The organism is Vibrio sp. D54 (genome assembly GCF_021728075.1).
In the GTDB taxonomy this organism is placed as follows: domain Bacteria; phylum Pseudomonadota; class Gammaproteobacteria; order Enterobacterales; family Vibrionaceae; genus Vibrio; species Vibrio alginolyticus.
In genome coordinates this window covers 59,988-84,927 of the sequence record NZ_JAKKCS010000005.1, presented here as the reverse complement: position 1 = coordinate 84,927, position 24,940 = coordinate 59,988, and the positions used below count along the sequence as shown (strand labels likewise).

Sequence of the window (24,940 nt, the reverse complement as noted above, 5' to 3'; positions counted from 1 at the left end):
AAGAGCGAGAATCGTTGATTTCCTAGTCATCCTCTACTGACAATCTACCCAACTGTTATTTATACTTAACTGCAAATCTTACCCATGTATTGTCACAGATGATGTTTGGGCCCTGTTCCAGTTCATAACTATCCGGATCGACAAAATGATAACGAAGAACCTTCCTCTTACTGATTTGCACCGTCACCTCGACGGTAACATTCGTACTAAAACGATTCTTGAGCTAGGCCAAAAGTTTGGCATTGCCCTACCAGCGTACGATATTGAGTCTCTCACTCCTCACGTTCAAATTGTCGAAGCGGAACCCTCTCTTGTTGCTTTCCTTTCTAAGCTCGACTGGGGTGTTGCGGTACTGGGCGACCTAGATGCGTGTCGTCGTGTCGCGTATGAAAACGTAGAAGACGCGCTAAATGCACAAATCGATTACGCAGAGCTGCGTTTCTCTCCTTACTACATGGCGATGAAACACAAACTACCAGTAGAGGGGGTTGTTGAAGCCGTCGTGGACGGTGTGCAAGCGGGTATGCGCGATTTTGGCGTGAAAGCCAACCTGATCGGTATCATGAGTCGCACATTTGGCACTGACGCATGTCAACAAGAACTGGACGGCATTCTGAGCCAGAAAGATCACATCGTTGCCGTCGACCTTGCGGGTGACGAGCTAGGCCAACCAGGTGATCGCTTTGTGTCTCACTTCAAGCAAGTACGCGATGCTGGCCTTGGGGTAACGGTCCATGCTGGTGAAGCAGCAGGTGCAGAGAGCATGTGGCAAGCAATCAATGAGCTGGGCGCAACTCGTATCGGTCACGGCGTAAAAGCGATTCACGATCCAAAACTGATGGATTACCTAGCAGAAAACCGCATTGGTATTGAATCTTGCCTGACGTCAAACTACCAAACAAGTACGGTAGAAACGCTAGAAAACCACCCTCTCAAGCAGTTCCTAGAGCATGGCGTTCTTGCGTGTTTGAACACTGACGATCCAGCGGTTGAAGGTATCGAACTGCCATACGAATACGAAGTAGCGGCACCAGCCGCTGGCCTGAGCCAAGACCAGATTCGCCAAGCGCAAATCAATGGCCTTGAGATTGCGTTCCTTTCAGAAGCAGAAAAATCGGAACTGAGAGAAAAAGTAAAAGATCGCGCTTAAATCCAGCGAAAACATAAAAAAATGCCAGCATCTGCTGGCATTTTTTATATCTTGAATCTGTATCTCTGATTAAATAACACGAGAGAACTGTTGCTGACGTGCCTTTGCTCGTAGGTATTTATCGAAGCTCATACAAATATTACGGATCAACAAACGACCTCGCAGCGTCACACGAATTTCATTATCATCCACTTCCACCAGCTCATCGTTAATAAAGGTCTGAAGTAGCTGCAAATCTTCTTTAAAGTACTGTTCAAACCTCACTTTAAACTCAGACTCAATGGCTTTCTTGTCTAACTTGAAGTTACAAATCAGCTGCTTAATCACTTCACGACGGAGCAAATCATCGGAGTCCAGCGAGACCCCTTTCCATAGAGCGTGACGAAGTTCGTTGACTTGAGCGTAGTATTTCTTCAGCTCTTTCTGGTTTTGCGCGTAAGCATCGCCGATCATCGAGATTGCAGAAACACCAAAGCCAACCAAGTCACATTCACCTTGTGTGGTGTAGCCTTGGAAATTGCGATGCAAAATACCTTCGCGCTGGGCAACAGCAAGTTCATCGTCCGGCAAAGCAAAGTGGTCCATACCGATAAATTGGTAGCCAGCACCAGTCAGTGTCGTGATGGTGTCTTGCAGAATCGCCATCTTCTCCTCTGCTTTTGGCAGGTCTTCGTCTTTAATCTTACGCTGCGCTGCAAATAGCTGTGGCATGTGCGCGTAGTTAAACACGGATAGACGGCCCGGCTGCATCTCTAGCACTTGTTCTAGAGTCTTGGCAAAAGATTCTTTGGTCTGCTTCGGTAAACCGTAAATTAAATCTAGGTTCGTCGAACGAAAGCCTAACTCTTTTGCGCGCGCAACCATCGCAACGATGAACTCTTCATCTTGCTCACGATTCACCAGCTTTTGCACTTCTTTGTTGAAGTCCTGAACACCGATGCTCAAGCGATTGAAGCCTTCACTACGCAGATGATCCAGCATGGTCAGCTCGATTTCACGCGGGTCAACCTCGATACTGATTTCAGCATCGCTGCTAAAAGTAAACTCTTGGCGTAGCAGGCTCATTACACGCGTGATTTGCTTTTCAGAGAGAAACGTCGGTGTACCACCACCAAAATGCAATTGCGTCACGGTGCGACCCACAAGTAATGCAGCACGTTGACGAATTTCGTGTTCAAGCACGTCGAGGTATTCATCCGCTTTGTGCGAGTGGCGCGTAATGACTTTATTACATCCACAGTAGTAACAAAGCTTGTGACAGAACGGAATGTGTACGTACAGCGATAATGGGCGTTCTGGGTATTGAGTGCATGCCATATCATAATCAGAAATGGTGAACGCTTCATGAAACTCCAGCGCCGTTGGGTACGACGTATAACGAGGCCCGGAATAGTTGTACTTATCCAATACCGCTTGATCCCAGACGATTTGCTGTTTCGATTCAGTGTGTTGATTCGACATGGTGGTACTTTCCGTTAAATGCTAGGGCAACGAAAGCCGTCACCCGATATTCAGAGCCGCTATTTTGCCATACGACGATGACAAGCGTGGCAACGCCGACTGGCTTTTTAAGTATAAAACTAAAGAAGTGCTAGCGTGATCACGATACCCCCATTAGCCATAAGGAGACTATTGAGGGTCGCGCTTAAATCATCTGAATATTGATTTGATTATTCAGTGGCTGGACGTTTTTCTGCAACACTTTGAGCTCCTCAATAATCGCATCAGTGAGGCGGCTTTCCGCTTTATGACGCGTCAAGTTCTGTTGCATACGCTCTTTCTTGGCAAGTTTTTGGCGTTCTTCGCCACGCGCCATATCTTTCACGATGTGGTAAAGCTCAGAAATCGCAGGGTACGTTTTATCGAAATCAACGCGGTCTTCACCTTGTACATAATCCATGATGTTATACACACGGATACTGATTTCAGATAAATCGCACTGGCCTTGAATGCCCGCCTGACACAAGGTATGCACATTCTCAAAAATGTTGGCGTTACGTTTGTCTATCGCCAATTTTTGATGCTTCAGCTGCAATTCCTTTTGCTTTTTCAATTGAAGCAGAAGGTAACCTGCATAAGAAGCGAGTGCGATGATAATCACAACACCAGCAATAGCTAATAAGGTTACATTCATAGCTTAATTATCCTTTATAGTCGTCGAAATTAATGTCGTCGAAATCTGCCAGCAAGTCATCATCGTTGCGCGTGCTTTTCTCAGCAGGTGCAGTGAAGTCTTCCTCTTCTTCAGGTTCCAACAAACCTAGTTGGTCCATTAGCTTCTCAATGCGATCGAGTTTCTCATCGACGAATTTCTGTAGACCTGTGCCCAGGTTTTCACCCGCTTCAATACGGTCTAGCAACACGTTCAATTGCGCGTCATTTTCTAGCATCTCTAGTTCTTGCTCTGCCGACAAACGACGCTCTTGCTTCGTCATTTTCTTCGCAGGTTCAACAATCAGAGGTATTTTCTTTTTGCTGCCTAAGCGCGGGTCGCGATTTTGTGCAGCAGCTTGCTTTTTCTGCTCGTTAACTTCTGAGTTACGGTTACCCGTTTTCAGACCTTTACGCTTTTTAGCACGCTTGCGTAAGCGGCCTTCCACATCAGATTCTGTACGGTTACGAGTTACAACAAACTCAGGTGCACCAGCGGCACCCGGTTTTCTAGATTTTTTACTACGGCTCATTACTGGGGTTTCCTCAGTAAAATTACATCATTACCAATAAATTCGAGTTCGAGCTTATCCCGCTCTGCTAGGAACTGGAACGTGTCACGACTAAAGAACACTACGTGAGTGAGATCGTTCTTATAATGCCATGATTTGAAAGCCTCCACGTCGATGACCATTTTCGTCATCAGGCCTATCCAGCCCCCTGGCTTAACTAAATTCAACCATTGCTTCCACACCAAATCTGGGTGGTAGAGGTGCTCTATCACCTCTGTTGCTGTCATGAAGTCGTACGTTTTTTCTAAAACCGACGTATCAGGGTGGTAGTAGAGATCGTACAACGCCATGTTGTGCCCCGCCTCTTCCAGCATCAAGGAGAGCGTTGGGCCAGGACCACAACCAAAGTCGATACCATTTGATTGTGGAGAAATTCGCTCTGTGATCGGGTCAGCAATACGCGACAAAAAGCGTCGGTAACCCAAATCATCGGGGTTGTTCTCATGCAAATCATAGTGAGCTTTTTCGCTTTCCGCATCCAAACGTTGGCCTGGATTTACGAATACCAAGCTGCACTGCTCACATTGAAGATATTCACGACGCTTATCTTCAAAATAATGGTGAGTGCGCTGATTTTGGCATAAAGGACAGGTATGCATGCTGACTTCCTCAAACAGGGATGCGAAACATACCAGAAAGTGAACTCGGATTGGAGTGTTGTTGAGTATTTTTTCAGCAATTTTTATTAAAAAACTTTGTTTACAACCTATAAAGCTAAATAAGTGCAGTAATCTCAATTCAAGTTACGACTGAGCAAGTCAACGGATATAAAAAAAGCGACAGTCAGACTGTCGCTTTCTAAGTGCCATCAATTGGCGAAACTGTGTTGCACACATTTGGTGCACCAATGATCCCTTTGTTTTTAGAGCTTTCCCTGCCAAAAAGAGTTGTTTTTCATCTTCCTGATGAGTTTTGGCTATCCGTTTACTTCCTGTCTACTGAGCAACTTCCTGTGCCTGATCCGTTTCACTGTCTTAACCGTCAGACGAGATGACCATCCTTATCTGATAGGCTCCCTACCTATCTAAATCCCTTTCTAAATCACCAAGCATCCGAGCTACATCCTTGGAGACCTAAACCGTGGTCTTAAATCCTTACATTCACCCCCTGTGAACGACTTCTACTTTACGCCATCCCGTTATGCTCACAAGTAATGGGTTGAAAAAAAAATCCGCCTATTTTTCTAAAAAATCAAAATTATCATTTAATCAAAAACTTAAAAACACTAACAAGAAAAAGCCAACATCAAGTATGGCAAATGTCTCACAAACTGCCGAGCCAACTATCGCTTTCGTATCCAAACTCGACTGTGATATCTGTCACGAACAAAAATGCCCTAGTGGATTCACTAGGGCATTTTTGTACAAGTTGCTCGAACGATGTAGGGACATCTACCCAACCAGCTCAAGATGCAGGATCTTGAGCGATTTAGGTATATTAGTGCAGACCGCCAACGTATTTAGACAGCACTTCGATATCTTCGTCTGTCATTTTCTTCGCGATGTCGCGCATCATGGCATTCATATCATTACCACGGTCGCCATCACGGAATTTTTCTAGCTGAGCTTTGATGTAGTCAGCATGCTGACCAGAAATTTTCGGGAAACCTGAAAGCTCAGTACCATTGCCACGAGGACCATGACATGCAATACATGCGGTTAGGCCACGCTCGGCATCACCAGCGGTATAAAGCGTTTTGCCTTTTGCTACTACATCTTCAGGTGTTGAGTTTTCTGAAACTGGTAGCGAAGCGTAGTAAGCAGATAGGTCTGCGATATCTTCATCGCTCAGTGGCATTGCCATACCACTCATTACAGGATCGTAACGACCTTGTTTACCACCACTTGTCATGCCTAGCTTAAGTTCTTTTAACTGCTTCTCAAGATACTTAGCGTGTTGGCCTGCGAGTTTCGGGTACGTTGTTATTGCACTGTTGCCATCTGCTCCGTGACAGGCGACACAGGTTTGTGATTTTGCTTTACCAGCCTCAATATTACCTTGGGCCCATACTGAGCAACTGGCTAAAAGACTCAAAATTAGCGCTAATTTCTTCATGACATTCCATTATAATTATCAAGCTTCCAGTACCACGGAATGTGAACATACCGCGTACACTCATGGTACAATAGGCGACCTTATGCCGAGCACGGTTATTTTACACATTTTCACAAAAAAGTAATCAATCGACTACACAAAGTCGAGATGGAGTTAACAGTGAGCGTAAAAATTCATTACCAAAATACGCATTTCATCACCAGCGCACCCGATATTCGTCACCTGCCGGAAGACGAAGGTGTCGAAATTGCGTTTGCAGGACGCTCAAACGCTGGTAAATCGAGTGCACTTAACCGTCTAACTAATCAAAAAAGCTTAGCCAAGACATCAAAGACACCTGGTCGTACGCAATTAATCAACCTTTTCAAAGTAGAAGAAGGTTGTCACATTGTCGATCTACCTGGATACGGTTTTGCTCAAGTACCGGTAGAGATGAAAAACAAATGGCAGAAATCTTTGGGTGAATACCTACAGAAACGCGAGTGCCTAAAAGGCTTAGTGGTTCTAATGGACATTCGTCATCCAATGAAAGATCTCGACCAACAAATGATTTTCTGGGCCATCGATAGCCACATTCCTGTGCAGGTTTTGCTAACCAAAGCAGATAAACTAAAAAGTGGTGCACGCAAACAAACTCTACTGAAAGTTCGTAAGCAAGTAGAAACTTTCGGTGGTGACGTTTCTGTTGATGTGTTCTCTTCACTTAAAGGATTAGGTGTCGATCAACTACGTGCAAAACTGGATATCTGGTTTGCACCAGCACTAGCGCACCTGATAGAAGAAGACGAACAAGAGACACCTGCGAGCGATGAAGAATAATTAACAATATTTGTTAAATTTCTTCGACACGGCCCTACCATTTGGTGGGGCTTTTGTTTATCTGAACTAAATAACAGGCAATAAAAATCCCCGCCTTCCTGGCAGGGATAACGGGAGAGAAAAATTGGTAATTATTGTTATGTGACGAAGCATTGCTGAACTGAGATTCGATTTCAATAGGTTAAAAAGCGCTCTTGTTTCCTGTTTATCACCAAACATTCACTCCAAAAACACCCAATAGCATTACAATTCAGACAGTTAAGCCAAGCAAAGCTTCAAAAAGATGTAACTTAGTTTCCTTCAAGAAAAAATAATAGTGTGACTGGCGTAAATTTACAGGATGAATAACGCAATAAATTTGAAGGAAAAATCGAGATTTTGCAGTGACTTAGAAAGGTCAAAAAAGAAGGTTTTTGAAGGCTTACTTTAAGTTACTGATCCAAAAGAATAATTTTCTTTCGCCCAATAAAAAACGCCCCAGTCAAAAACTGACTGGGGCGGCTGAATCAGCCTAATCCAATAACGTGAAACAAAAGGTCTGAAAGATAGAACATCTTACCTCTGTACCCTACGAGTATTAATGTACAACAATTGGTCAGAATTGCAAAGAATTTTTGTAGTTTTTTTTCATGAAACTTTTATTAAGCAACATCAAAGTTAACTTTGCGCTAGCTTTTTTAATCTCAAAAAAAAGCCAGCGTTTGTGCGCTGGCTCATAATTAATTGGTTATTTTGGTCTAAAAATGACTAATGAGCTTGATCCCAGTTATCACCATGACCTGCTTCTGCAACCAACGGTACTTTTAGCTCTGCTGCAGATTCCATCAATTTCTGTACTTTACTTTCAATTTCGGACAATGATGACTCTTCAACTTCAAAGACCAATTCATCGTGTACTTGCATTAATAACTTCACACGACCATTGCCTTCTTCCTGAATCCACTGATCAACCAACAGCATCGCTTTCTTAATGATGTCCGCAGCCGTACCTTGCATTGGTGCGTTGATTGCCGCACGTTCAGCAGCTTTACGACGCATCCCGTTGCGCGATTTGATTTCTGGTAAATGCAAACGTCGACCAAAAATCGTTTCAACATACCCTTTATCTGCTGCCGTGCTGCGTGTGTCTTCCATGTACTGCATCACGCCTGGGTAACGTTCAAAGTATGTATCCATGTACGCTTGAGCCTCACCACGAGGAATGCCTAATTGCTTCGCCAAACCAAACGCACTCATGCCGTAAATAAGACCGAAATTAACCGCTTTCGCACGACGACGTTGCTCACTTGAAACGTCTTCAATAGAAACACCCATGATTTCTGCTGCGGTTGCCGCGTGGATATCTTTGCCATCACGGAATGCATCCAACAACGCTTGGTCGCCAGAAAGGTGCGCCATGATGCGTAGTTCGATTTGCGAGTAGTCGACCGCTAAGATTTTATGCCCTGATGGCGCGACAAACGCTTGACGAATACGACGGCCAGCTTCGTTACGAATTGGAATGTTCTGTAAGTTCGGATCAGTAGAAGATAGACGACCCGTTGCAGTCACTGCTTGGTGGTAAGAAGTATGCACACGTCCCGTCGATGGGTTGATCATCTTCGGCAGTTTGTCGGTGTAAGTTGATTTTAGCTTCGCCAAACCACGGTATTCCAAAATCAGTTTTGGTAGCGGGTAGTCTAGCGCGAGTTCTTGCAGAACTTCTTCATTCGTCGATGGTGTGCCTGATGGCGTTTTCTTCACAACCGGTAAACCCATTTTTTCAAATAGGATGGCTTGTAATTGCTTTGGCGAGTTCATATTAAACTCTTGCTCTGCAATTTCGTACGCTTTCTTTTCAAGCTCATCAAGGCGAGCGGTAATCTCGACCGACTGCGCACTCAGCTTCATTTCATCAATAAAGACCCCAGTGCGTTCAATGCGCGAAAGAACTGGCACCAACGGCATTTCAATCTCTTCGTAAACTGTCTTCAGGCTTTCATCCTGCTCGATATTAGCAAACAAGCGATTGTGCAGACGAAGGGTCACATCCGCATCTTCTGCCGCGTATGGCGATGCTTGTTCCAGTTCGATTTGGTTAAACGTAAGCTGATTTTTGCCTTTACCTGCAATTTGCTCAAAAGAAATGCAGCTGTGCTGTAGGAAGCGAAGCGCCAAGCTGTCCATATCGTGTTTACCGCCGACACTGTTGTAGATATACGATTCCAACATCGTGTCGTGCTTGATACCTTTTAGCTCAATGTCGTAACGAGCGAGTACAGACGCATCATACTTTAAGTTTTGACCGACTTTTGCTTTCGCTGCATCTTCAAGAATTGGCTTCAGCTGTTCTAGTACCCAATCACGATCAAGCTGTTCAGGCGCATCTAAATAGTCATGTGCAACTGGCACATAAGCCGCAATACCTTCATCGACAGCGAATGACAAACCAACTAGATTCGCTAGCATGTAATCTAGGTTATCGGTCTCCGTATCAAATGCAAACAGCTCAGCCGTTTGAAGTTTATCTAGCCAAGCATTGAAGGTTTCTTTATCCAGAATTGTTTCATATTGGCTGCGATCGATTGTTACCGCAGAAGTTTCCATCTCGGCTTGAGAAGAAGAAGCTTGTGAAGATCCTGCAAGCTCTACGGCCTCCACAGATCCAGAACCGCCTTCAAGTAGTTCATTCAACCAAGATTTAAACGTCAGTTGGCCATACAGCTTCACTAATTCGTCTTTATTTGGTTCCGCTTTCAGCAATGATTCTGGCGTTTCCTCAAGCTCAACATCCAATTTGATGGTCGCGAGCTCATACGAAAGCATGGCATTTTCTTTGTTGTCGATGAGCTTTTTCGCCATGGTTTTAGAACCACGGAAACCAAGCCCTGCAATATCATCGAGGTTTTCATACAACTTCGTCAGACCACCAATACCTTGCAGTAGTGCGGTCGCCGTTTTATCACCGACACCCGGTACACCAGGAATGTTATCTACTTTATCGCCCATCAGTGCTAAGTAGTCGATGATCAACTCAGGTGGAATGCCAAACTTTTCAACCACACCTTCACGATCCATTACGACGTTTGTCATGGTGTTGATCAAAGTAATGTTATCATCCACTAGCTGCGCCATGTCTTTATCACCAGTACTGATCAATACAGGCATGCCCTTTTGTGATGCTTGGTATGCTAACGTACCGATGACGTCATCCGCCTCGACGCCAGGAACACAGATCAGCGGCAAACCCATTGCACGAATAACATTGTGTAATGGTTCAATTTGACAACGCAGGTCATCCGGCATTGGCGGACGATTCGCTTTGTATTCTGCATACATATCATCACGAAAGGTTTTTCCCTTTGCATCGAAAACCACCGCGATGCGCTCAGACGCAAACTGACGCATCATGCTGCGTAACATGTTCACGACGCCGTAAACGGCATTAGTTGGAATTTCACCATTGCTCATGGTGCCCGGGTAGGCGTGAAAAGCGCGATATAGGTAAGAAGAGCCGTCGATAAGGATCAACGGATTTTCAGGAATACTTGCCATAATTGTCTGTATCCAATTCAGTACTTGAGAGATCTGCCTAGGATGCCATGACTGCTGATCTGAATCTATCTTGTTCGCTCGATCTAGGTCGCGTAAATTTTTCCGACTTTATTCACGAAAACACCACCTCCTGTGGATAACTCTGTTTATAGAAATTATCCACTGGTTATCCAATAACAAAAAACACAAGAAAACACCAACTCAAACCATTGATTTATAACAATAAATTCGCATGACGGCGAGAAGATCAACGATCCTAAAATGATCATCGCATGTGGAAAAGATATTAATAGTGACGTCAAATAGAAATCGTAGAAAAGAAAAAAGCGACCCGAATGGGGTCGCCTAGCAGAAGTGGTAAAGCAAATTCTGTAAATAGAGCAGCTTAACCAAGAAGCTATAAATTACACTGGAAGCAATGTGAGCAATGTCGTGTCAAAAAGAATTCGTGCAAGTTCTCGGAAAAATGTTTCATCACTTCTCAACTTTCAGTTAATTAACTTCTGTTAATAAGTCACTCAACGTCCTTGTGAACTTTCCTCATTCCCTAAGACAGGTTTAATAATAATGATTCTCATTTCGTAGTCAACAGTTAAATGAGAAAAAATCTCATTTATTTTCACATTGCTTTAATGAAATGCACTCTAGATTCTCGAAGATTTACTTTTTCTTCAAACTTTTCAATGATATAGCCATTTCTCAATAACAAGCGAAGCATAGCCGGAAACTGGTTTCGAGATTTCACTTTTAATGTGTTGTAGCCTTGTTCTGCCACCCAATCCTCTTGAGCTTCCAAAAGCAGTTGTGCCACGCCTTCATTTCGAGCTTCAGGGACAACACCACCTAACCAGCTATAGAAAACACCATCCTCTAATTCGTAACCTATTTTGAAGCCGACAATCGTGCCATTTTTTTCTGCAACGAGGATTAAACTGTTTTTCTCTTCTAAACGTTGAGTCATGGAGTCTACCGTTTCTCCTTTCGAAAACTCGGTAACACGCGCCACAACTTGAAGTGCTTCTTCCAATGTGCCTTCACGAATCAGCATTGTCATTGTTCTCTTCTCCAAAATAAAAATACCCAAGCACCTTGGATTGTTACTGTTGTAATCCGCCTGAGGTTACTTGGGTATATACAGACGAACAACTCTTGTTGGTCTGGTATTTCTCACTGAGCGATAATTACTCTTCTGTCGCTTCCGGAGTACGATTTAGGTGTTGAGCAGTTTGTGCATTCTCTTCTGCCAACCACTCAGCAACGTCTTTCGCAAAGTACGTTAAGATGCCATCTGCACCTGCACGTTTGAAGCACAATAGTGATTCCATCACAATTTCACGCTCTTTGAGCCAGCCATTCATGATCGCCGCTTTATGCATCGCGTACTCGCCAGAGACTTGATAAGCAAATGTCGGTACTTGAAGTTCAGTTTTTACTCGGCGAACTACATCTAAGTATGGCATACCAGGTTTAACCATCACCATGTCCGCACCTTCATTGATGTCTAGCGCCACTTCGTGAATCGCTTCATCAATGTTTGCTGGGTCCATTTGGTAGTTTTTCTTGTTGCCGCCTTTTAGATTTGAAGAAGAGCCAACCGCATCACGGAATGGTCCGTAGTAGTTCGATGCGTACTTAGCCGAGTAAGCCATGATTTGAGTATGAATGTAGCCCGCGTTTTCTAATGCTTCGCGGATCTTACCAATTCGGCCATCCATCATGTCTGAAGGCGCGACTACGTCAGCACCCGCTTCTGCATGAGACAAAGCCTGCTTAACCAATACTTCTGTGGTTTCATCATTCATTACGTAGCCATCTTCATCGATGATGCCGTCTTGGCCATGTGTCGTGAATGGGTCGAGTGCCACGTCTGTGATTACACCAATTTGAGGAATGTGTTCTTTAAGCGCTCGTACTGCTCGCTGAACCAAACCTTCTGGGTTGTAGGCTTCAGTAGCACATAAGCTTTTAGCGTCTTGGTTTACGACAGGGAAAAGCGCGATTGCTGGAACGCCTAGATTTGCAAGGTATTGTGCTTCTTCTAGCATTAAATCAATCGACAAACGCTCTACACCCGGCATGGACTCCACGCTCTCACGACGATCTTTACCCATAAGAATGAACATTGGGTAAATCAGATCATTAACAGAAAGTTGGTTCTCAGCCATCAAACGACGACTAAAATCGTGCTTACGTAAACGACGCATACGGCGTGCAGGGAATGGACCTTGAATTGATACAGACACCATTTTCTCCTTGTCTGGACGGTTATGATGATCAAATCATCTGGTGAACAAAATCATATCACTCTTGATGCATGTTGCGAGTGACAATCTGGAAAAAGGTAATGAAAAAAACTGAAAATGACCTAGCACTCACACTCAAGTATACTTCGAATACGAAACCAACCATGAAGCACAGAGAGTAACGATGATCGATACCCACGCGCACATCTATGCTAGCGAATTTGATAACGACCGCGATGAAGTAGTACAACGCGCCTTAACGCAAGGCATTAATAAAATCCTGTTGCCAAACATCGATCTGGACTCTATTGAGCCCATGCTAAAAACCGAAGCGACATATCCTGACGTATGCCACTCAATGATGGGGCTGCACCCTTGTTATGTGGACAGCAATGTTGAACAAACGTTGGAGATCATCCGCGGTTGGTTTGAGAAACACAAGTTTATTGCGGTGGGCGAAATCGGTATCGACCTATATTGGGATAAAACCTATCGTGCTGAGCAAGAAATGGCGTTCGTAGCTCAACTTAACTGGGCAAAAGAGATGGATTTACCGGTCGTTATCCACACTCGTGATTCGATTGAAGAAACACTCACTTTGCTACGACAAGAGCAAGATGGTCGTCTGCGTGGTGTATTCCACTGTTTTGGAGGCAGCTTAGAAGAAGCACAAGCAATCAATGAGCTAGGCTTCCACTTAGGCTTGGGTGGCGTATCAACCTTTAAGAATGGCGGGATGGATAAAGTCATTCCACATTTGGATATGCAGTGGGTCATTTTAGAAACCGACTGTCCATATTTAGCGCCGGTGCCACACCGTGGTAAACGTAATGAACCAGCCTACACTTCTCTCGTTGCACAACGTGTTGCCGACTTGCGTGATGTCGACATCGCAACCATCGATGCCATAACGACTGAGAATGCCAAAAAGCTGTTTAATATTTAATTCACGAGAATTGAAAAAAGCGACGAAATCAACGTCGCTTTTTTATCACCTAAACTATTGAATGAACGATTCAACCCGTTGAAATAGTAGAACAATCCATACAAAATTATTGATAAACATAATAATTAACTAGCAACTCTACTTACTTCTCATATCGTCACTTTACTTCGTCCGCTTTGCAAAACTGTCGACAACTCGACACATTATTTTTCTATACTGATTTACGCCCATTAATTAGCACAAATGTAAAACAGCATGAACATGGAAGTTGAAGTGTGTACACATGGTGCTTACTTACAACGCGTACCGCGCAGTTTTTTTCAAAAGCTGCTGGGCATCAAGGAGGTATACGTATGCACAAAATGTGGTTACGTCATGAAAGTTAAGTAATTAGCCCAAGAAAAAACCAACCGCAAAAAAAGCGGCTCAATTGAGCCGCTTTTCACATCTAGATAAGCCTTATTCTTCGGTTTCCGCTTCTACTTCTTCGCTTCGACGAGTATAAAAACGCGCGAAGAACAAACCGACTTCAAACAGTAAACACATCGGAATAGCGAGTAAGGTTTGCGAGATCATGTCTGGTGGCGTTAACACCATGCCTACGACAAACGCAGCCACTATAATATAAGGACGTTTCTGTCTTAAATCTTCTGGTGTAGTGGCCCCAGTCCAACACAACAAAATAATCGCAACAGGCACCTCGAATGCGATACCAAACGCCATAAATAGCGCCAGCACAAAGTCGAGATAACTCGAGATATCAGTTGCAAACTCTACTCCACCAAGAGAGATGGCGGTAAAGAAGCCAAACACCAATGGAAATACCACGAAGTAGGCAAATGCCACTCCACAGTAGAACAATAGCGAACTAGAGAACAGCAGTGGCATGATCAATCGACGTTCATGCTTGTACAAACCTGGCGCTACAAATGCCCACACTTGATACAAGATAAACGGCACCGCAATAAATACCGAAGCAATTAACGTCAGCTTAAGTGGCGTAAAAAAAGGTGACGCTACATCCGTAGCAATCATGGTCGCGCCTTCAGGTAGACGTTCTACTAAAGGTGCGGAAACAAACTCGTAAATGTGGTTAGAGAAATAAATTAGTCCGACAAACACGACCAACACTGCGAGGATTGAACGCAGTAGTCGGTTGCGAAGCTCCAACAAATGACTAATTAAAGGTTGTGTCTGCTCGACGGTAGACATGGCAAACCTCTTATTAAAAACCAGATCAAAAAGGAGCTACCAATCACTAGTAGCTCCTCCTAATGAGACTATTCGGCTTTCTTATCTGCCGCTGTAACCTTGCTCTCTTGCGCTTTCACGGCCTCTTCGACTGCTGGCTCTGTTTTTACAGGCTCAGCCTCTGAATCGGTGTTCTTTGCGTAAGGACGATTTACAGATTGCGCTGCCTTCTTCAACTCTTCAACTGAAGATTTCAACTCAGGGGACAAATCATCCATCCCCATTTGTTCTGCTTTGCGCAAGTTTTCTTGCAGCTCTTGGACTTTCAGCTCGTGTGACAATTCGTCTTTGACGCTATTTGCCATACTCTTAGCGGCACCGATAAAGCGAGACACGCTGCGAATAGCATGAGGCAAACGCTCCGGCCCAAGAACGACCAGACCAACAACAGATATTAATACCAGTTCCCAAAAACCGATATCAAACACGTTTTACGCCTGCTCTTTGTCTTTTTTCGTTTCAGGAGCAGCTTCTTTTTTCTGCTGCTCTTCTAGACTTTTTGGTTCGAAGTCTGCGTCTTTGTCATTTTTCGCAGGTTCATCTTCGCTCATCGCTTTTTTGAAGCCCTTAACGGCACCACCCAGATCGCCACCGATACCGCGTAGTTTCTTTGTTCCGAATAGCAATACAACAATTACAGCAATGATTAGAAGTTGCCAAACACTGATACCACCCATTCTCTTTACCTCGGGTCTTTAAACAAACAAAAATATTTCAAGAGTTTAACGTCTATTGACGATAAGCTCGCCAACTAAGCAGCCAAAATGTGACACCTGCGATACCGCAGGCCAACGAAAGCTGCTCAAAAGCATCGTTCACCAATATTGCCGAGCATACGACTAAAGTCGCGCCAACGCCAAACAAAAACTTTCCTGTCGCCTGCTGACGCTTGCTCTGGCGATACCCTTGATAAAGCTGATCCATACGTTGATTCATCGCTTTACCTTGTTTCAGGCTATCGTAAAGTAGCTCTGGCAGTTCAGGTAATTTCTCTGCCCAAAATGGTGCGCGGTCTTTAATCGCATTCACTAGAGCTTGCGGCCCAACTTGATTCATCATCCATTCTTCCAGGAATGGTTTTGCGGTCTCCCACAAATCAAGTTGAGGATATAGCTGCCTACCAAGCCCTTCCACGTACAACAGCGTTTTTTGCAACAGTACAAGTTGTGGCTGAACCTCCATATTGAATCGACGTGCCGTGTTGAACAAATTCAACAACACATGACCAAAGGAGATTTCGCACAATGGCTTAGCAAAAATAGGCTCACACACAATGCGAATCGCGAACTCAAACTCATCGACATTGGTATCCGCAGGCACCCACCCTGAATCAACATGTAACTCCGCCACTCGGCGGTAGTCACGATTGAAAAACGCCAGGAAGTTTTCCGCCAGATAACGCTTGTCTTCGCTATTAAGTGTACCAACGATTCCGCAATCTAGCCCTATCCACATTGGGTTCTCTGGATGTTCGGGTTTGACGAACACATTACCCGGATGCATATCGGCATGGAAAAAGCTGTCTCGGAACACCTGAGTGAAGAACACACTCACACCGCGTTCCGCGAGCAATTTCATATTGGTGCCATTTGCTTTCAAGCCTTCAATATCAGAGACTTGAATGCCATATATTCGCTCAGAAACCATGACAGTTTCATTACTGAAGTCGGGAAAAACTTCAGGAACATACAATTCTTCGCTGCCCTCAAAGTTGCGGCGCAACTGAATGGCATTCGCCGCCTCACGTCGCAAGTCGAGTTCATCCAGCAGGGTTTTCTCGTACTCACGCACGACTTCAACTGGTTTTAAACGACGTGCTTCAGGCATCGCTCCGGCGACTATACGCGCCATTCGGTGCATCAGTTTTAGATCTGAATCAATGACTGGGCGAATATCTGGGCGGATAACCTTTAATACCACTTCTTGGTTAGTGTCTTTTATGCGCGCAGTATGTACCTGAGCAATCGACGCAGACGCCAGTGGTTTGATATCAAACTCGGTAAACCATTTTTCTAACGGACCACCTAATGCTTGCTCCATCTGCTTTTTTGCCAACTCGCCATCAAAAGGCGCGACTTGGTCTTGAAGTAAAGCTAGGGGATCAGCGATATGCGGAGGAAATAAGTCACGGCGCGTCGACATCATCTGACCGAACTTAATCCAAACCGGCCCCAGCTCTTGCAGTGCTAAACGCAGACGTTCACCGAGTGGTTTTTCTGGGTGCTTGTTCTTAATCCAAAACAAGCTTTTGCGCAGTAAAAGCGGAGCTTTGGTCAGTTGGTGATCGGGAAGCAGCTCATCTAAGCCGTATTCCAGTTGTACTTTGGCGATGTGGTATAAGCGCTTTAGTTCTGCTGGCGTCATGGTTTCTCCAATGCAGGCTTATCTGCATCCAGCTTATTCAGCAAAGCCGTTAAACGAGCTTCAATGCGAGAAGCCTGGCTACGAACCTCATCAACTTGGTCGCAGAAATAGGCCACTTCTAACGGAGCGGGAGCCAGTTTCCATTCTTCAGTCACTACTTGCGCAAGATGACGCTGGTGTTTTTCTGCTTGAGACGCAAGAAAGTTGCCGATGTTTTTTGAACCTTGCACAAAGGTATGTGCGGCGACATCGCCAGTCACGCGAGACAACCACTCTTCAACATCTGGTTTGCAATCCACCATCAACTGAGAGAATTTCTGCGCCAATTGAATATCGCCTTCGAGTTCAAGTTTATCTTGTTTAATAAGACGAGTGATGTTGGCCTGATCGCGCAGCTCTGGTAACACACTCAAGTTGAGCGATAGATAGCAGTTAGGCTGCCCTTCGTAATGACCAAGCACATCAATTTGCTGACTAAAAACGAATGTCAGTGTTTTATTGATCTCTTTCAGGTGAACTTGAATAACTTGACCTTTTAGACGCGCTAAACGACGGCCCAATGCAGGGTCGTCTTTGATCAGTGTATTCAGTGACGTTTCAATCACAGCGGTGATAAGTGGTTCAAATGGCATGCCGTTAACCCTTAGAATTTATAACCGCGATGCAAAGCCACAATACCACCAGTTAAGTTGTAGTATTTGGTGTTTTCAAAACCTGCGTCTTGCATCATGCCTTCCAGCGTTTCTTGGTCTGGATGCATACGGATTGACTCCGCTAGGTAGCGGTAACTCTCTGAGTCATTCGCAACTAGCTCACCGATTCTCGGCAACAAGTGGAATGAATATGCGTCGTATACTTTCGATAACGGCTCTAGCACTGGTTTTGAAAATTCCAACACCAATAGACGGCCGCCAGGCTTCAGTACGCGGAACATTGAACGAAGCGCTTTGTCTTTGTCAGTCACATTACGCAAACAAAAACTGATGGTGATGACATCAAAATAATCATCTGGGAACGGCAGTTCTTCTGCGTTGGCTTGAACGTAATGCACGTTACCCACAATACCGTTATCACGCAGTTTATCGCGACCAACGTTAAGCATTGAGTTATTGATATCGGCAAGGATGACATGGCCTTCATCGCCAACAATGCGCGAGAATTTCGCCGTCAAATCCCCCGTACCACCACCTAGGTCAAGAATACGTTGGCCAGGGCGAGCGCCACTACAATCGATAGTGAAGCGCTTCCAAAGGCGGTGAATACCACCTGACATCAGGTCATTCATGATGTCGTATTTTGTTGCCACGGAGTGGAATACTTCGGCAACCTTAGTCACTTTTTCGTCTTTTGCCACTGTAGAGAAACCAAAGTGAGTGGTTTCATTCTCTAACGCTGTATTGGATTGCAAACTTGTGTCCGTCATTCTAATTCCTCTTAGGCAGCGCTTTCCTCTACGGGGCGTTTGTTGACAAATAAAATCGCCCACTGCACTGCGGGCGATTAGTTTACTTTATCCTCAGCCGGATGTCTTTCTACTAACGGGTCATTTTCTGAAAATGCATCACTCTGCGCTAACTGCGCGAGGTCGGAAGAAATCGGTCGTTTAATTTCAACTCCCAAGTGTTTAAAGCTTTCGGCTTGGCGAATCACATTTCCGCGCCCTGTGGCAAGCTTGTTCATCGCACCTTGATAGCTTTGATTCGCCTTATCCAGCGCACCGCCGAGCCCCTCCATGTCGTCTACAAACAATCGTAATTTGTCGTAGAGTTTTGTCGCACGCTGCGCAATCATTTTGGCGTTTTCATTTTGGCGTTCATTGCGCCATAGATTATCAATGGTGCGCAGTGCCACCAGCAACGTTGTTGGGCTCACCAAAATGATGTTTTGCTCCATCGCGTCTTTGATCAAACTTGGATCGGCTTGAATCGCGACTTGGAACGCCGGCTCAACCGGAATAAACATCAGTACATAGTCCAAACTCTGAATACCTTTGAGTTTGTGGTAGTCCTTCATGCTTAACCCTTTGATATGTGCACGTAGAGCAGCTAAGTGCGCATTCAAAGCCTGATCGCGCTCAGCATCAGTTTCGGCGTTGAAGTAGCGCTCATAGGCAACCAACGCCATTTTGGAATCTACAACCACTTGTTTGTTCTGTGGGAGATGAACAATGACATCAGGTTGATAACGCTTGCCAGCTTCATTTTGTAAGTTCACCTGAGTCTGATATTCGTGCCCTTCACGCAAGCCAGATTCGGCAAGTACCCTAGCGAGCACCACTTCGCCCCAGTTACCTTGCTGTTTGTTGTCCCCTTTCAACGCTTGGGTCAAATTAACCGCTTCGCGCGTCATTTGCTCGTTCAAACGTTGCAGGTTTTTCAGCTCATGCACTAAGGTATGGCGCTCTTTAGCTTCTTGACTAAAGCTGTCATTAACGTGCTTTTTGAACCCTTCTAACTGTTCTCTAAGCGGTGACAACAAGCCTTCTAAACTCTGACGGTTTTGCAAATCGACCTTCGCGGTTTTTTCTTCAAACAGTTGATTGGCCAAGTGCTCAAATTGCTGTTTCAGGCGCGCTTCCGCTTGCTCTAGAATTTGCAGTTTTTCGGCATTAGCTTGGTTAATTTGCTCATGGCGAGCTTGCTGTTCACGCAGCTGCGTTTCTAGACGTGATTTGTGTTCACGCATTTGACCAAGCTCATCAAAGTATTGCTGGCGCTCTTGCTTTACGGCCTCGAAGTAACGCAGCTTTTCCATAGCTGCCATCAGCTTTCCGTGCGTTTGACGCACTTCAAACGCAGCTTTATCACGCTCATCATCTAACTCATCCAACTCTTGCTGGGCATCGGCAAGGCTTTGCTTGACCTGTTCAAGTTGCTGTTGATGAAGCTGTTTTTCTGAAACAAGTTGTTGCTCGAGAAGCTGAGTTTGGGTGATAAAACGCTGTTTCACCCACCAACCGGCAGCGACACCACTAAGCGTGGCAGCACAAAGAGAAGAGAGAATGAGAGATTGGTACTCAAGAATCCATTGCATAATAGCGAGTTAGCCTGTGTTTTGTATCTATAACAATGGTATTTAGATACTGGATAAATGTCCAGTTTGTTGGATGAAAAATCCTCGCATACACTAGGCCTTCCTATAATATTCTTTCTTCCGCTCAAATTATCCAAACCGAGCGGCACATCATCACGCAGAGGCATCATGAACGAGCGTCGCGCCCTAGGATTTGGGCTCTCAGCAGTATTACTTTGGTCTACCGTTGCAACCGCATTTAAACTCACGTTGGCAGAATTTACGCCGATTCAAATGCTATGCATTGCCAGCATCGTCTCTGCGATTGCGTTAACAGTAATCTGTGGTGTGCAAGGTAAACTGGGCCAGTTAAGCGCTACATTTTTCTCAAACCCTTGGTATTACCTACTGCTTGGGTTGATTAACCCTTTGGCGTATTACGTTATTCTGTTCAAAGCATATGACTTGCTGCCCGCATCTCAGGCTCAAGCGATCAACTACAGCTGGGCCATCACCTTAACGCTAATGGCCGCTGTTTTCTTAGGACAAAAGATCCGTGGTAAGGACTGGCTGGCTTGCGGTTTTAGTTATGTCGGCGTGATAGTGATTGCCACACAAGGCAATCTTTTAGGCATGGAATTTGAGAGCCCGTTGGGTGTTGGTCTTGCGCTGCTATCAACGCTGCTGTGGGCCGGTTACTGGATTTTAAATACCAAAAATAAGGCCGACCCTGTGGTTGGCGTTCTGCTCGGCTTTTTGGTCGCTATTCCATTCGCCATTGGTTTAAGTCTTTATGAAGGTGCTGGCTGGCAGATGATCTCAGCTAAAGGCTGGGCAGCGGTGACGTATGTCGGACTGTTTGAAATGGGGATCACTTTCGTTTTGTGGCTGAGCGCACTCAAATCAACGCAAAACACCGCGCGTATCAGTAATCTGATCTTTGCTTCTCCATTTATCTCACTCATGTTGTTAGCTACCATCATCGGCGAAGAAATTCATCCTTCAACCTTGATTGGCCTGGTATTGATCATCAGTGGCTTAGTCATTCAGCAAGTCTCATGGGGCAAGAAAACCAAAGCGGTAAACGCCTCTTAATCACCTATCAAAAGCCCTAAAAAACGATGCAATAAGTTGGATAAAAAAGAGATATAGATAACATTTTAATGATAGAAAGCACTTTACGCTGCTAGGATTTAGCTACGCGTTGGATACGATACTCACAAAGCCCAATAGCTTACGCTAGATTCTAATATAATTACCTTTGGGCGATTTAGGACTCGTTATTAATTATGTTTCGCTTCGCTATTCCTTCGCCTTTGATGGCAGACTGGCAACACGTTCTGCGACAATGCTGTAATGTAACTCAAGCTCAGGGACAGCTTTATACTCTGAGCGATACTCAGCAGTGGCTATCGACTGAGGTGTCCACCTCAACCCAAAATCATCGTGCTATCGTCGATGTGATAACGCAAGTTGTCGATCACTTTACGCCGACAGATTTTACAGTTAGCCATACCCCCTTTGAAGAGCAAACCTTGAGCATTGGACCGATTTGGCTACCTAATGGCGAATTGATTGCCGTACTGACACTGACTCACCCTAATGATCAATCAACGGTTGTTTCGGCATGGCTAAGCGCAATCGCGGGGCGGATCAGCTTTGATATCAACTTGCACTGTCAGCAAGAACAAACGCGACATCAAAGCGCCGAAATAAAGCCAACACCAACACCAACACCAACACTACAAGAGTTTATCGACTGCCTTGAAGACCACGTATGGATAAAAGGCATGGATGGCCTTTATTCGATGACCAACCGAAGCGTAGAAAACGCGTGGCAAAAAACCAACAGTGAAATCATTGGAAAAGACGATTTTGCCCTGTTTAGCCATGAACGTGCGGAAAAATTCATTGATGCCGATAAATTGGTGGTAGCCACTGGCACGCAAAATATTGTTGAAGAATGCCGTCAAATTGATGAAAACAATAACCCCACTTGGCTAGAAACCATTAAGTCTCCTGTCCGTGATCATGCGGGAAACTTAATCGGCATTCTGGGGATGACACGTAACATCACCCGCCGAAAAATGGTAGAAACGCAGCTCTCCTTAGCGTCCCAAATTTTCAACAATTCGCAAGAAGGCATGGTCATTACAGACCGCAATGCCAACATCATTGATGTAAACACGGCTTTTACCCAAATTACAGGTTACCGCTCTGAAGAGGTGATAGGAAAAAACCCACGAATTCTGCGCTCAGGCCATCATGATCAAGGTTTCTATCAACAGTTGTGGCATCAACTCGAAAACAAAGGCCAATGGAAAGGCGAATTCATCAACAGAAAGAAAGATGGCAGCATTTATCCGCAATTAGCGACCATTAGCGCCGTAATGGACGATAAAAACCACCTTATTAACTACATTTGTGTGTTTGAAGATATCTCTGTGCGTAAGGCACACGAAGAAAAGCTGCAGCGCATGGCTTTTTACGATCCATTAACCAATCTACCTAATCGCACCCATTTACTCAGCTTACTCGAGCAACACATCGAAACCGGACACAAAAACCAGCAGACGTTTGCCACCCTATTCTTAGATATCGACCATTTCAAACACATCAACGATAGTATGGGCCACTTCTGTGGTGACCAATTGCTGTCTAAGTTAGCGATTCGTCTGCAAGATGTGCTTCACCTCAATGCGCATGTGGCTCGTATTGGCGGCGATGAATTTGTGATTATTTTGCCAGACATCCATAGTGATGTTGCCTTACTGGAAACCGTCGGCGATATTCTAAGCGTATTCCAGCAACCATTCGACTTGGCAAACCACGACTCACTTCGTGTCTCGACCAGTATTGGTATTGCCTTGTACCCAAGAGACGGTCAAGACAGTGAAACCTTACTGAAAAACGCAGACACTGCGATGTACTTAGCGAAGAAAAATGGACGCAACGGCTACGCGTTTTACTCACCGGATTTGACCGATAAATCCGTATCCCATGTACGCATTCAATCCGCTTTGCATCAAGCAATAGAAAAACAACAACTCCGGTTAGAGTTCCAACCGCAATACAACTTGGAACAAAATACGATTGTCGGCGTGGAAGCTTTATTACGCTGGCAGCATCCAGAGTTTGGCCTTGTACCACCAGCAGACTTTATTCCAATTGCAGAAAAAACAGGGCTGATTCAAAGCATTGGTGAGTGGGTGTTACAACAAGCTTGTTTGCAAGGTAATGCTTGGCTAGACCAGGGCATCGAGTTTGGCAAAATCGCCGTCAATGTTTCTGCGTTGCAGCTTCAGCAGTCAAATTTCATTCAGCGATTAAGTACTATCCTCGATAACACCGGATACCCTGCCCAACGGTTAGATTTGGAGATCACAGAGAGCTTTTTACTGATCGACCCTCAACAAGCCATTGCATCGTTAAATCAATTACGAGAGCTGGGTATTGAGATTTCTCTGGATGACTTTGGAACTGGCTATTCGTCTTTGTCTTACTTGAAAGGTTTGCCAATCAACAAACTGAAAATTGACCGCTCATTTGTCAGTGATGTCCCAAGTAATAGCGACAGCAACGCGATTGTGAATGCCATTATTGCCATGGGAAAAACGCTGTCGTTGAAAGTCGTCGCGGAAGGGATAGAAACTCGGGAACAAGCCGATTATTTATTCGAAAAAGGCTGTATTTATGGTCAGGGATATTTATTTAGTCAGCCAGTGAGCGCTGAAAAACTGTTTCGTTGAACCAGCTTGCTCCTCAAGTCACTCTCGCGGTGCCACGTCCGCGGAGGTGATTTGTTTTGCTTGATTTTGGGTTGATTGGCATAGCTCTAGACGATCAACCAAAATATTGATACAAACCAGCAACGGCACACCGATCAATAGTCCCATTCCGCCCCAAAGCCAGCCCCAAAAAACAAGCCAAACAAAAATCACTAACGGGTTTAAGTTAAACCTTTTCCCCAATAGTGTTGGTGTAACAAACTGACTTTCAATCAAATTGAGCAGTAAATAGATAGACACCACCGTCAGCATAAAACTGACCGACTCCAACTGAAGATAAGCAACAAAGCCAAAGCTCACCATGGATATGACAGGGCCGAGGTACGGCGCAAAATTCATCACGCCTGCAAATGCGCCCCATAGAAATGGATCTTCAAGGCCTAGAACAAAAAACACGGCCCCGACACTCAACCCCAACCCCGCATTCACTAAAGTGATGGTGCCAATGTATCGAGATAGGTCTTTCTGTAGCGCTTTGACCAACTCAATCGCTTGGCGCTGTTTGGCAAACCCATGTAAGTAAGACACTGACTTTCGAAATAAGCTTCGTCCATGATTGAGCATAAAGTAAACCATAAACAGCACGATCATCGCTTGTGTCAAAATCGTCGGCGTAGTGGTCGCGAGCGTTTTTACCAAAGAAAAGACGGTGTTGTTCCCGACCTCATCCATACTCATATCGTTGGCGATATTCAATGGAGTATTAAGGTGATCAGCCGAAGCTTTAGTAACTTCGCTTACTTCTTGCGACACATTTTTCACGATACTGGGCAGCTCAGACCACCATTGCTTGGCGGGCTCCGACATGGCGGCAAGACCAATAATTGAGGCGCCAACGAGGAATGACAGCGTCAACACGACGGTAATAGCACGTGGTAAACCTTTGTCTTCAAGATAATTAATGAAAGGGCTGCACAGCAGAGAAATAAAGGTGCTAAGCACAATAGGTAACAATATTGGCTTGGCAAAATACAGCCCTGGGACGAGTAACAGGACGAGAAGCGTTGCACCAATCGCAGTGTTGGCAGGAATGTTCAATTTCGCTGTCATAATAA

Annotated in this window: 21 protein-coding genes; 5 read left to right on the top strand and 16 right to left on the bottom strand. The window is 44.9% G+C overall.

All coding sequences use genetic code 11. The features are described from left to right. Window positions 1–145: 145 nt before the first annotated feature. Window positions 146–1,150, top strand: coding sequence for an adenosine deaminase (add, locus tag L3V37_RS08825; protein WP_237306173.1), 1,005 nt, complete (start codon window positions 146–148; stop codon window positions 1,148–1,150). Between the two features lie 69 nt (window positions 1,151–1,219). Here the strand turns inward: add and hemN are convergent, their stop codons facing one another. The 5 genes from hemN to L3V37_RS08800 all read right to left on the bottom strand — a co-directional run bounded on the left by hemN (window position 1,220) and on the right by L3V37_RS08800 (window position 5,928). Beyond that, on the bottom strand, window positions 1,220–2,611 hold the full coding sequence (hemN, locus tag L3V37_RS08820; protein ID WP_237306172.1) for an oxygen-independent coproporphyrinogen III oxidase: 1,392 nt from the start codon (window positions 2,609–2,611) through the stop codon (window positions 1,220–1,222). Between the two features lie 184 nt (window positions 2,612–2,795). After that, window positions 2,796–3,284, bottom strand: a complete 489-nt coding sequence (locus L3V37_RS08815) for a DUF2489 domain-containing protein (RefSeq protein ID WP_054579549.1) — start codon at window positions 3,282–3,284, stop codon at window positions 2,796–2,798. A gap of 7 nt (window positions 3,285–3,291) precedes the next feature. Next, window positions 3,292–3,834 (bottom strand): Der GTPase-activating protein YihI, encoded by a 543-nt coding sequence (gene yihI / locus L3V37_RS08810; protein WP_005379252.1) that lies wholly within the window; start codon window positions 3,832–3,834, stop codon window positions 3,292–3,294. After that, on the bottom strand, window positions 3,834–4,472 hold the full coding sequence (locus L3V37_RS08805; protein ID WP_165401606.1) for a class I SAM-dependent methyltransferase: 639 nt from the start codon (window positions 4,470–4,472) through the stop codon (window positions 3,834–3,836). The genes yihI and L3V37_RS08805 overlap by 1 nt, the downstream gene beginning before the upstream one ends. A gap of 838 nt (window positions 4,473–5,310) precedes the next feature. After that, on the bottom strand, window positions 5,311–5,928 hold the full coding sequence (locus L3V37_RS08800; protein ID WP_005379248.1) for a cytochrome c: 618 nt from the start codon (window positions 5,926–5,928) through the stop codon (window positions 5,311–5,313). Between the two features lie 159 nt (window positions 5,929–6,087). Here L3V37_RS08800 and yihA point away from each other — a divergent pair, with 159 nt between their 5' ends. After that, window positions 6,088–6,747 (top strand): ribosome biogenesis GTP-binding protein YihA/YsxC, encoded by a 660-nt coding sequence (gene yihA, locus L3V37_RS08795; RefSeq protein WP_031779017.1) that lies wholly within the window; start codon window positions 6,088–6,090, stop codon window positions 6,745–6,747. Window positions 6,748–7,494: 747 nt separating this feature from the next. Here yihA and polA read toward each other — a convergent pair. The 3 genes from polA to hemB form a co-directional block, all read right to left on the bottom strand. Next, complete coding sequence (gene polA, locus L3V37_RS08790; RefSeq protein ID WP_005379246.1) at window positions 7,495–10,281, bottom strand: DNA polymerase I; 2,787 nt, start codon at window positions 10,279–10,281, stop codon at window positions 7,495–7,497. 619 nt (window positions 10,282–10,900) lie between these two features. After that, window positions 10,901–11,335, bottom strand: coding sequence for a GNAT family N-acetyltransferase (locus tag L3V37_RS08785; RefSeq protein ID WP_005379245.1), 435 nt, complete (start codon window positions 11,333–11,335; stop codon window positions 10,901–10,903). Between the two features lie 127 nt (window positions 11,336–11,462). After that, window positions 11,463–12,524: a porphobilinogen synthase gene (gene hemB / locus L3V37_RS08780; RefSeq protein WP_031777176.1), complete on the bottom strand. Its 1,062-nt coding sequence runs from the start codon at window positions 12,522–12,524 to the stop codon at window positions 11,463–11,465. A 184-nt stretch (window positions 12,525–12,708) separates the two neighbouring features. Here hemB and L3V37_RS08775 point away from each other — a divergent pair, with 184 nt between their 5' ends. Then, a complete protein-coding gene (locus tag L3V37_RS08775; RefSeq protein WP_130544871.1) occupies window positions 12,709–13,470 on the top strand; it encodes a TatD family hydrolase in 762 nt (253 codons plus the stop codon). Window positions 13,471–13,929: 459 nt separating this feature from the next. Here the strand turns inward: L3V37_RS08775 and tatC are convergent, their stop codons facing one another. The 7 genes from tatC to rmuC all read right to left on the bottom strand — a co-directional run bounded on the left by tatC (window position 13,930) and on the right by rmuC (window position 20,118). Continuing rightward, a complete protein-coding gene (gene tatC, locus L3V37_RS08770; protein WP_005379234.1) occupies window positions 13,930–14,682 on the bottom strand; it encodes a twin-arginine translocase subunit TatC in 753 nt (250 codons plus the stop codon). Window positions 14,683–14,750: 68 nt separating this feature from the next. Next, window positions 14,751–15,149 (bottom strand): Sec-independent protein translocase protein TatB, encoded by a 399-nt coding sequence (gene tatB / locus L3V37_RS08765; protein ID WP_017635021.1) that lies wholly within the window; start codon window positions 15,147–15,149, stop codon window positions 14,751–14,753. A 3-nt stretch (window positions 15,150–15,152) separates the two neighbouring features. Beyond that, on the bottom strand, window positions 15,153–15,398 hold the full coding sequence (tatA, locus tag L3V37_RS08760; protein WP_005382958.1) for a Sec-independent protein translocase subunit TatA: 246 nt from the start codon (window positions 15,396–15,398) through the stop codon (window positions 15,153–15,155). A 52-nt stretch (window positions 15,399–15,450) separates the two neighbouring features. Beyond that, on the bottom strand, window positions 15,451–17,085 hold the full coding sequence (ubiB, locus tag L3V37_RS08755; protein ID WP_005379226.1) for a ubiquinone biosynthesis regulatory protein kinase UbiB: 1,635 nt from the start codon (window positions 17,083–17,085) through the stop codon (window positions 15,451–15,453). Continuing rightward, on the bottom strand, window positions 17,082–17,717 hold the full coding sequence (locus L3V37_RS08750) for an SCP2 domain-containing protein (RefSeq protein WP_005379213.1): 636 nt from the start codon (window positions 17,715–17,717) through the stop codon (window positions 17,082–17,084). Before L3V37_RS08750 ends, ubiB begins: the two co-directional genes overlap by 4 nt. Window positions 17,718–17,728: 11 nt before the next feature. After that, window positions 17,729–18,508 (bottom strand): bifunctional demethylmenaquinone methyltransferase/2-methoxy-6-polyprenyl-1,4-benzoquinol methylase UbiE, encoded by a 780-nt coding sequence (gene ubiE / locus L3V37_RS08745; RefSeq protein WP_005379210.1) that lies wholly within the window; start codon window positions 18,506–18,508, stop codon window positions 17,729–17,731. Window positions 18,509–18,585: 77 nt separating this feature from the next. Beyond that, a complete protein-coding gene (gene rmuC, locus L3V37_RS08740) occupies window positions 18,586–20,118 on the bottom strand; it encodes a DNA recombination protein RmuC (protein ID WP_005379209.1) in 1,533 nt (510 codons plus the stop codon). Window positions 20,119–20,286: 168 nt separating this feature from the next. On the opposite strand from rmuC, the gene L3V37_RS08735 reads away from it, so the two are divergent. Both L3V37_RS08735 and L3V37_RS08730 read left to right on the top strand, forming a co-directional pair. Next, window positions 20,287–21,192, top strand: coding sequence for a DMT family transporter (locus tag L3V37_RS08735; RefSeq protein ID WP_053349759.1), 906 nt, complete (start codon window positions 20,287–20,289; stop codon window positions 21,190–21,192). A 194-nt stretch (window positions 21,193–21,386) separates the two neighbouring features. Then, entirely contained in the window at window positions 21,387–23,846 is a 2,460-nt protein-coding gene (locus tag L3V37_RS08730) for an EAL domain-containing protein (RefSeq protein ID WP_237306171.1), read from the top strand. An 18-nt stretch (window positions 23,847–23,864) separates the two neighbouring features. Here L3V37_RS08730 and L3V37_RS08725 read toward each other — a convergent pair whose 3' ends face one another. Beyond that, window positions 23,865–24,935 (bottom strand): AI-2E family transporter, encoded by a 1,071-nt coding sequence (locus tag L3V37_RS08725; protein WP_005379202.1) that lies wholly within the window; start codon window positions 24,933–24,935, stop codon window positions 23,865–23,867. Window positions 24,936–24,940: the final 5 nt, after the last annotated feature.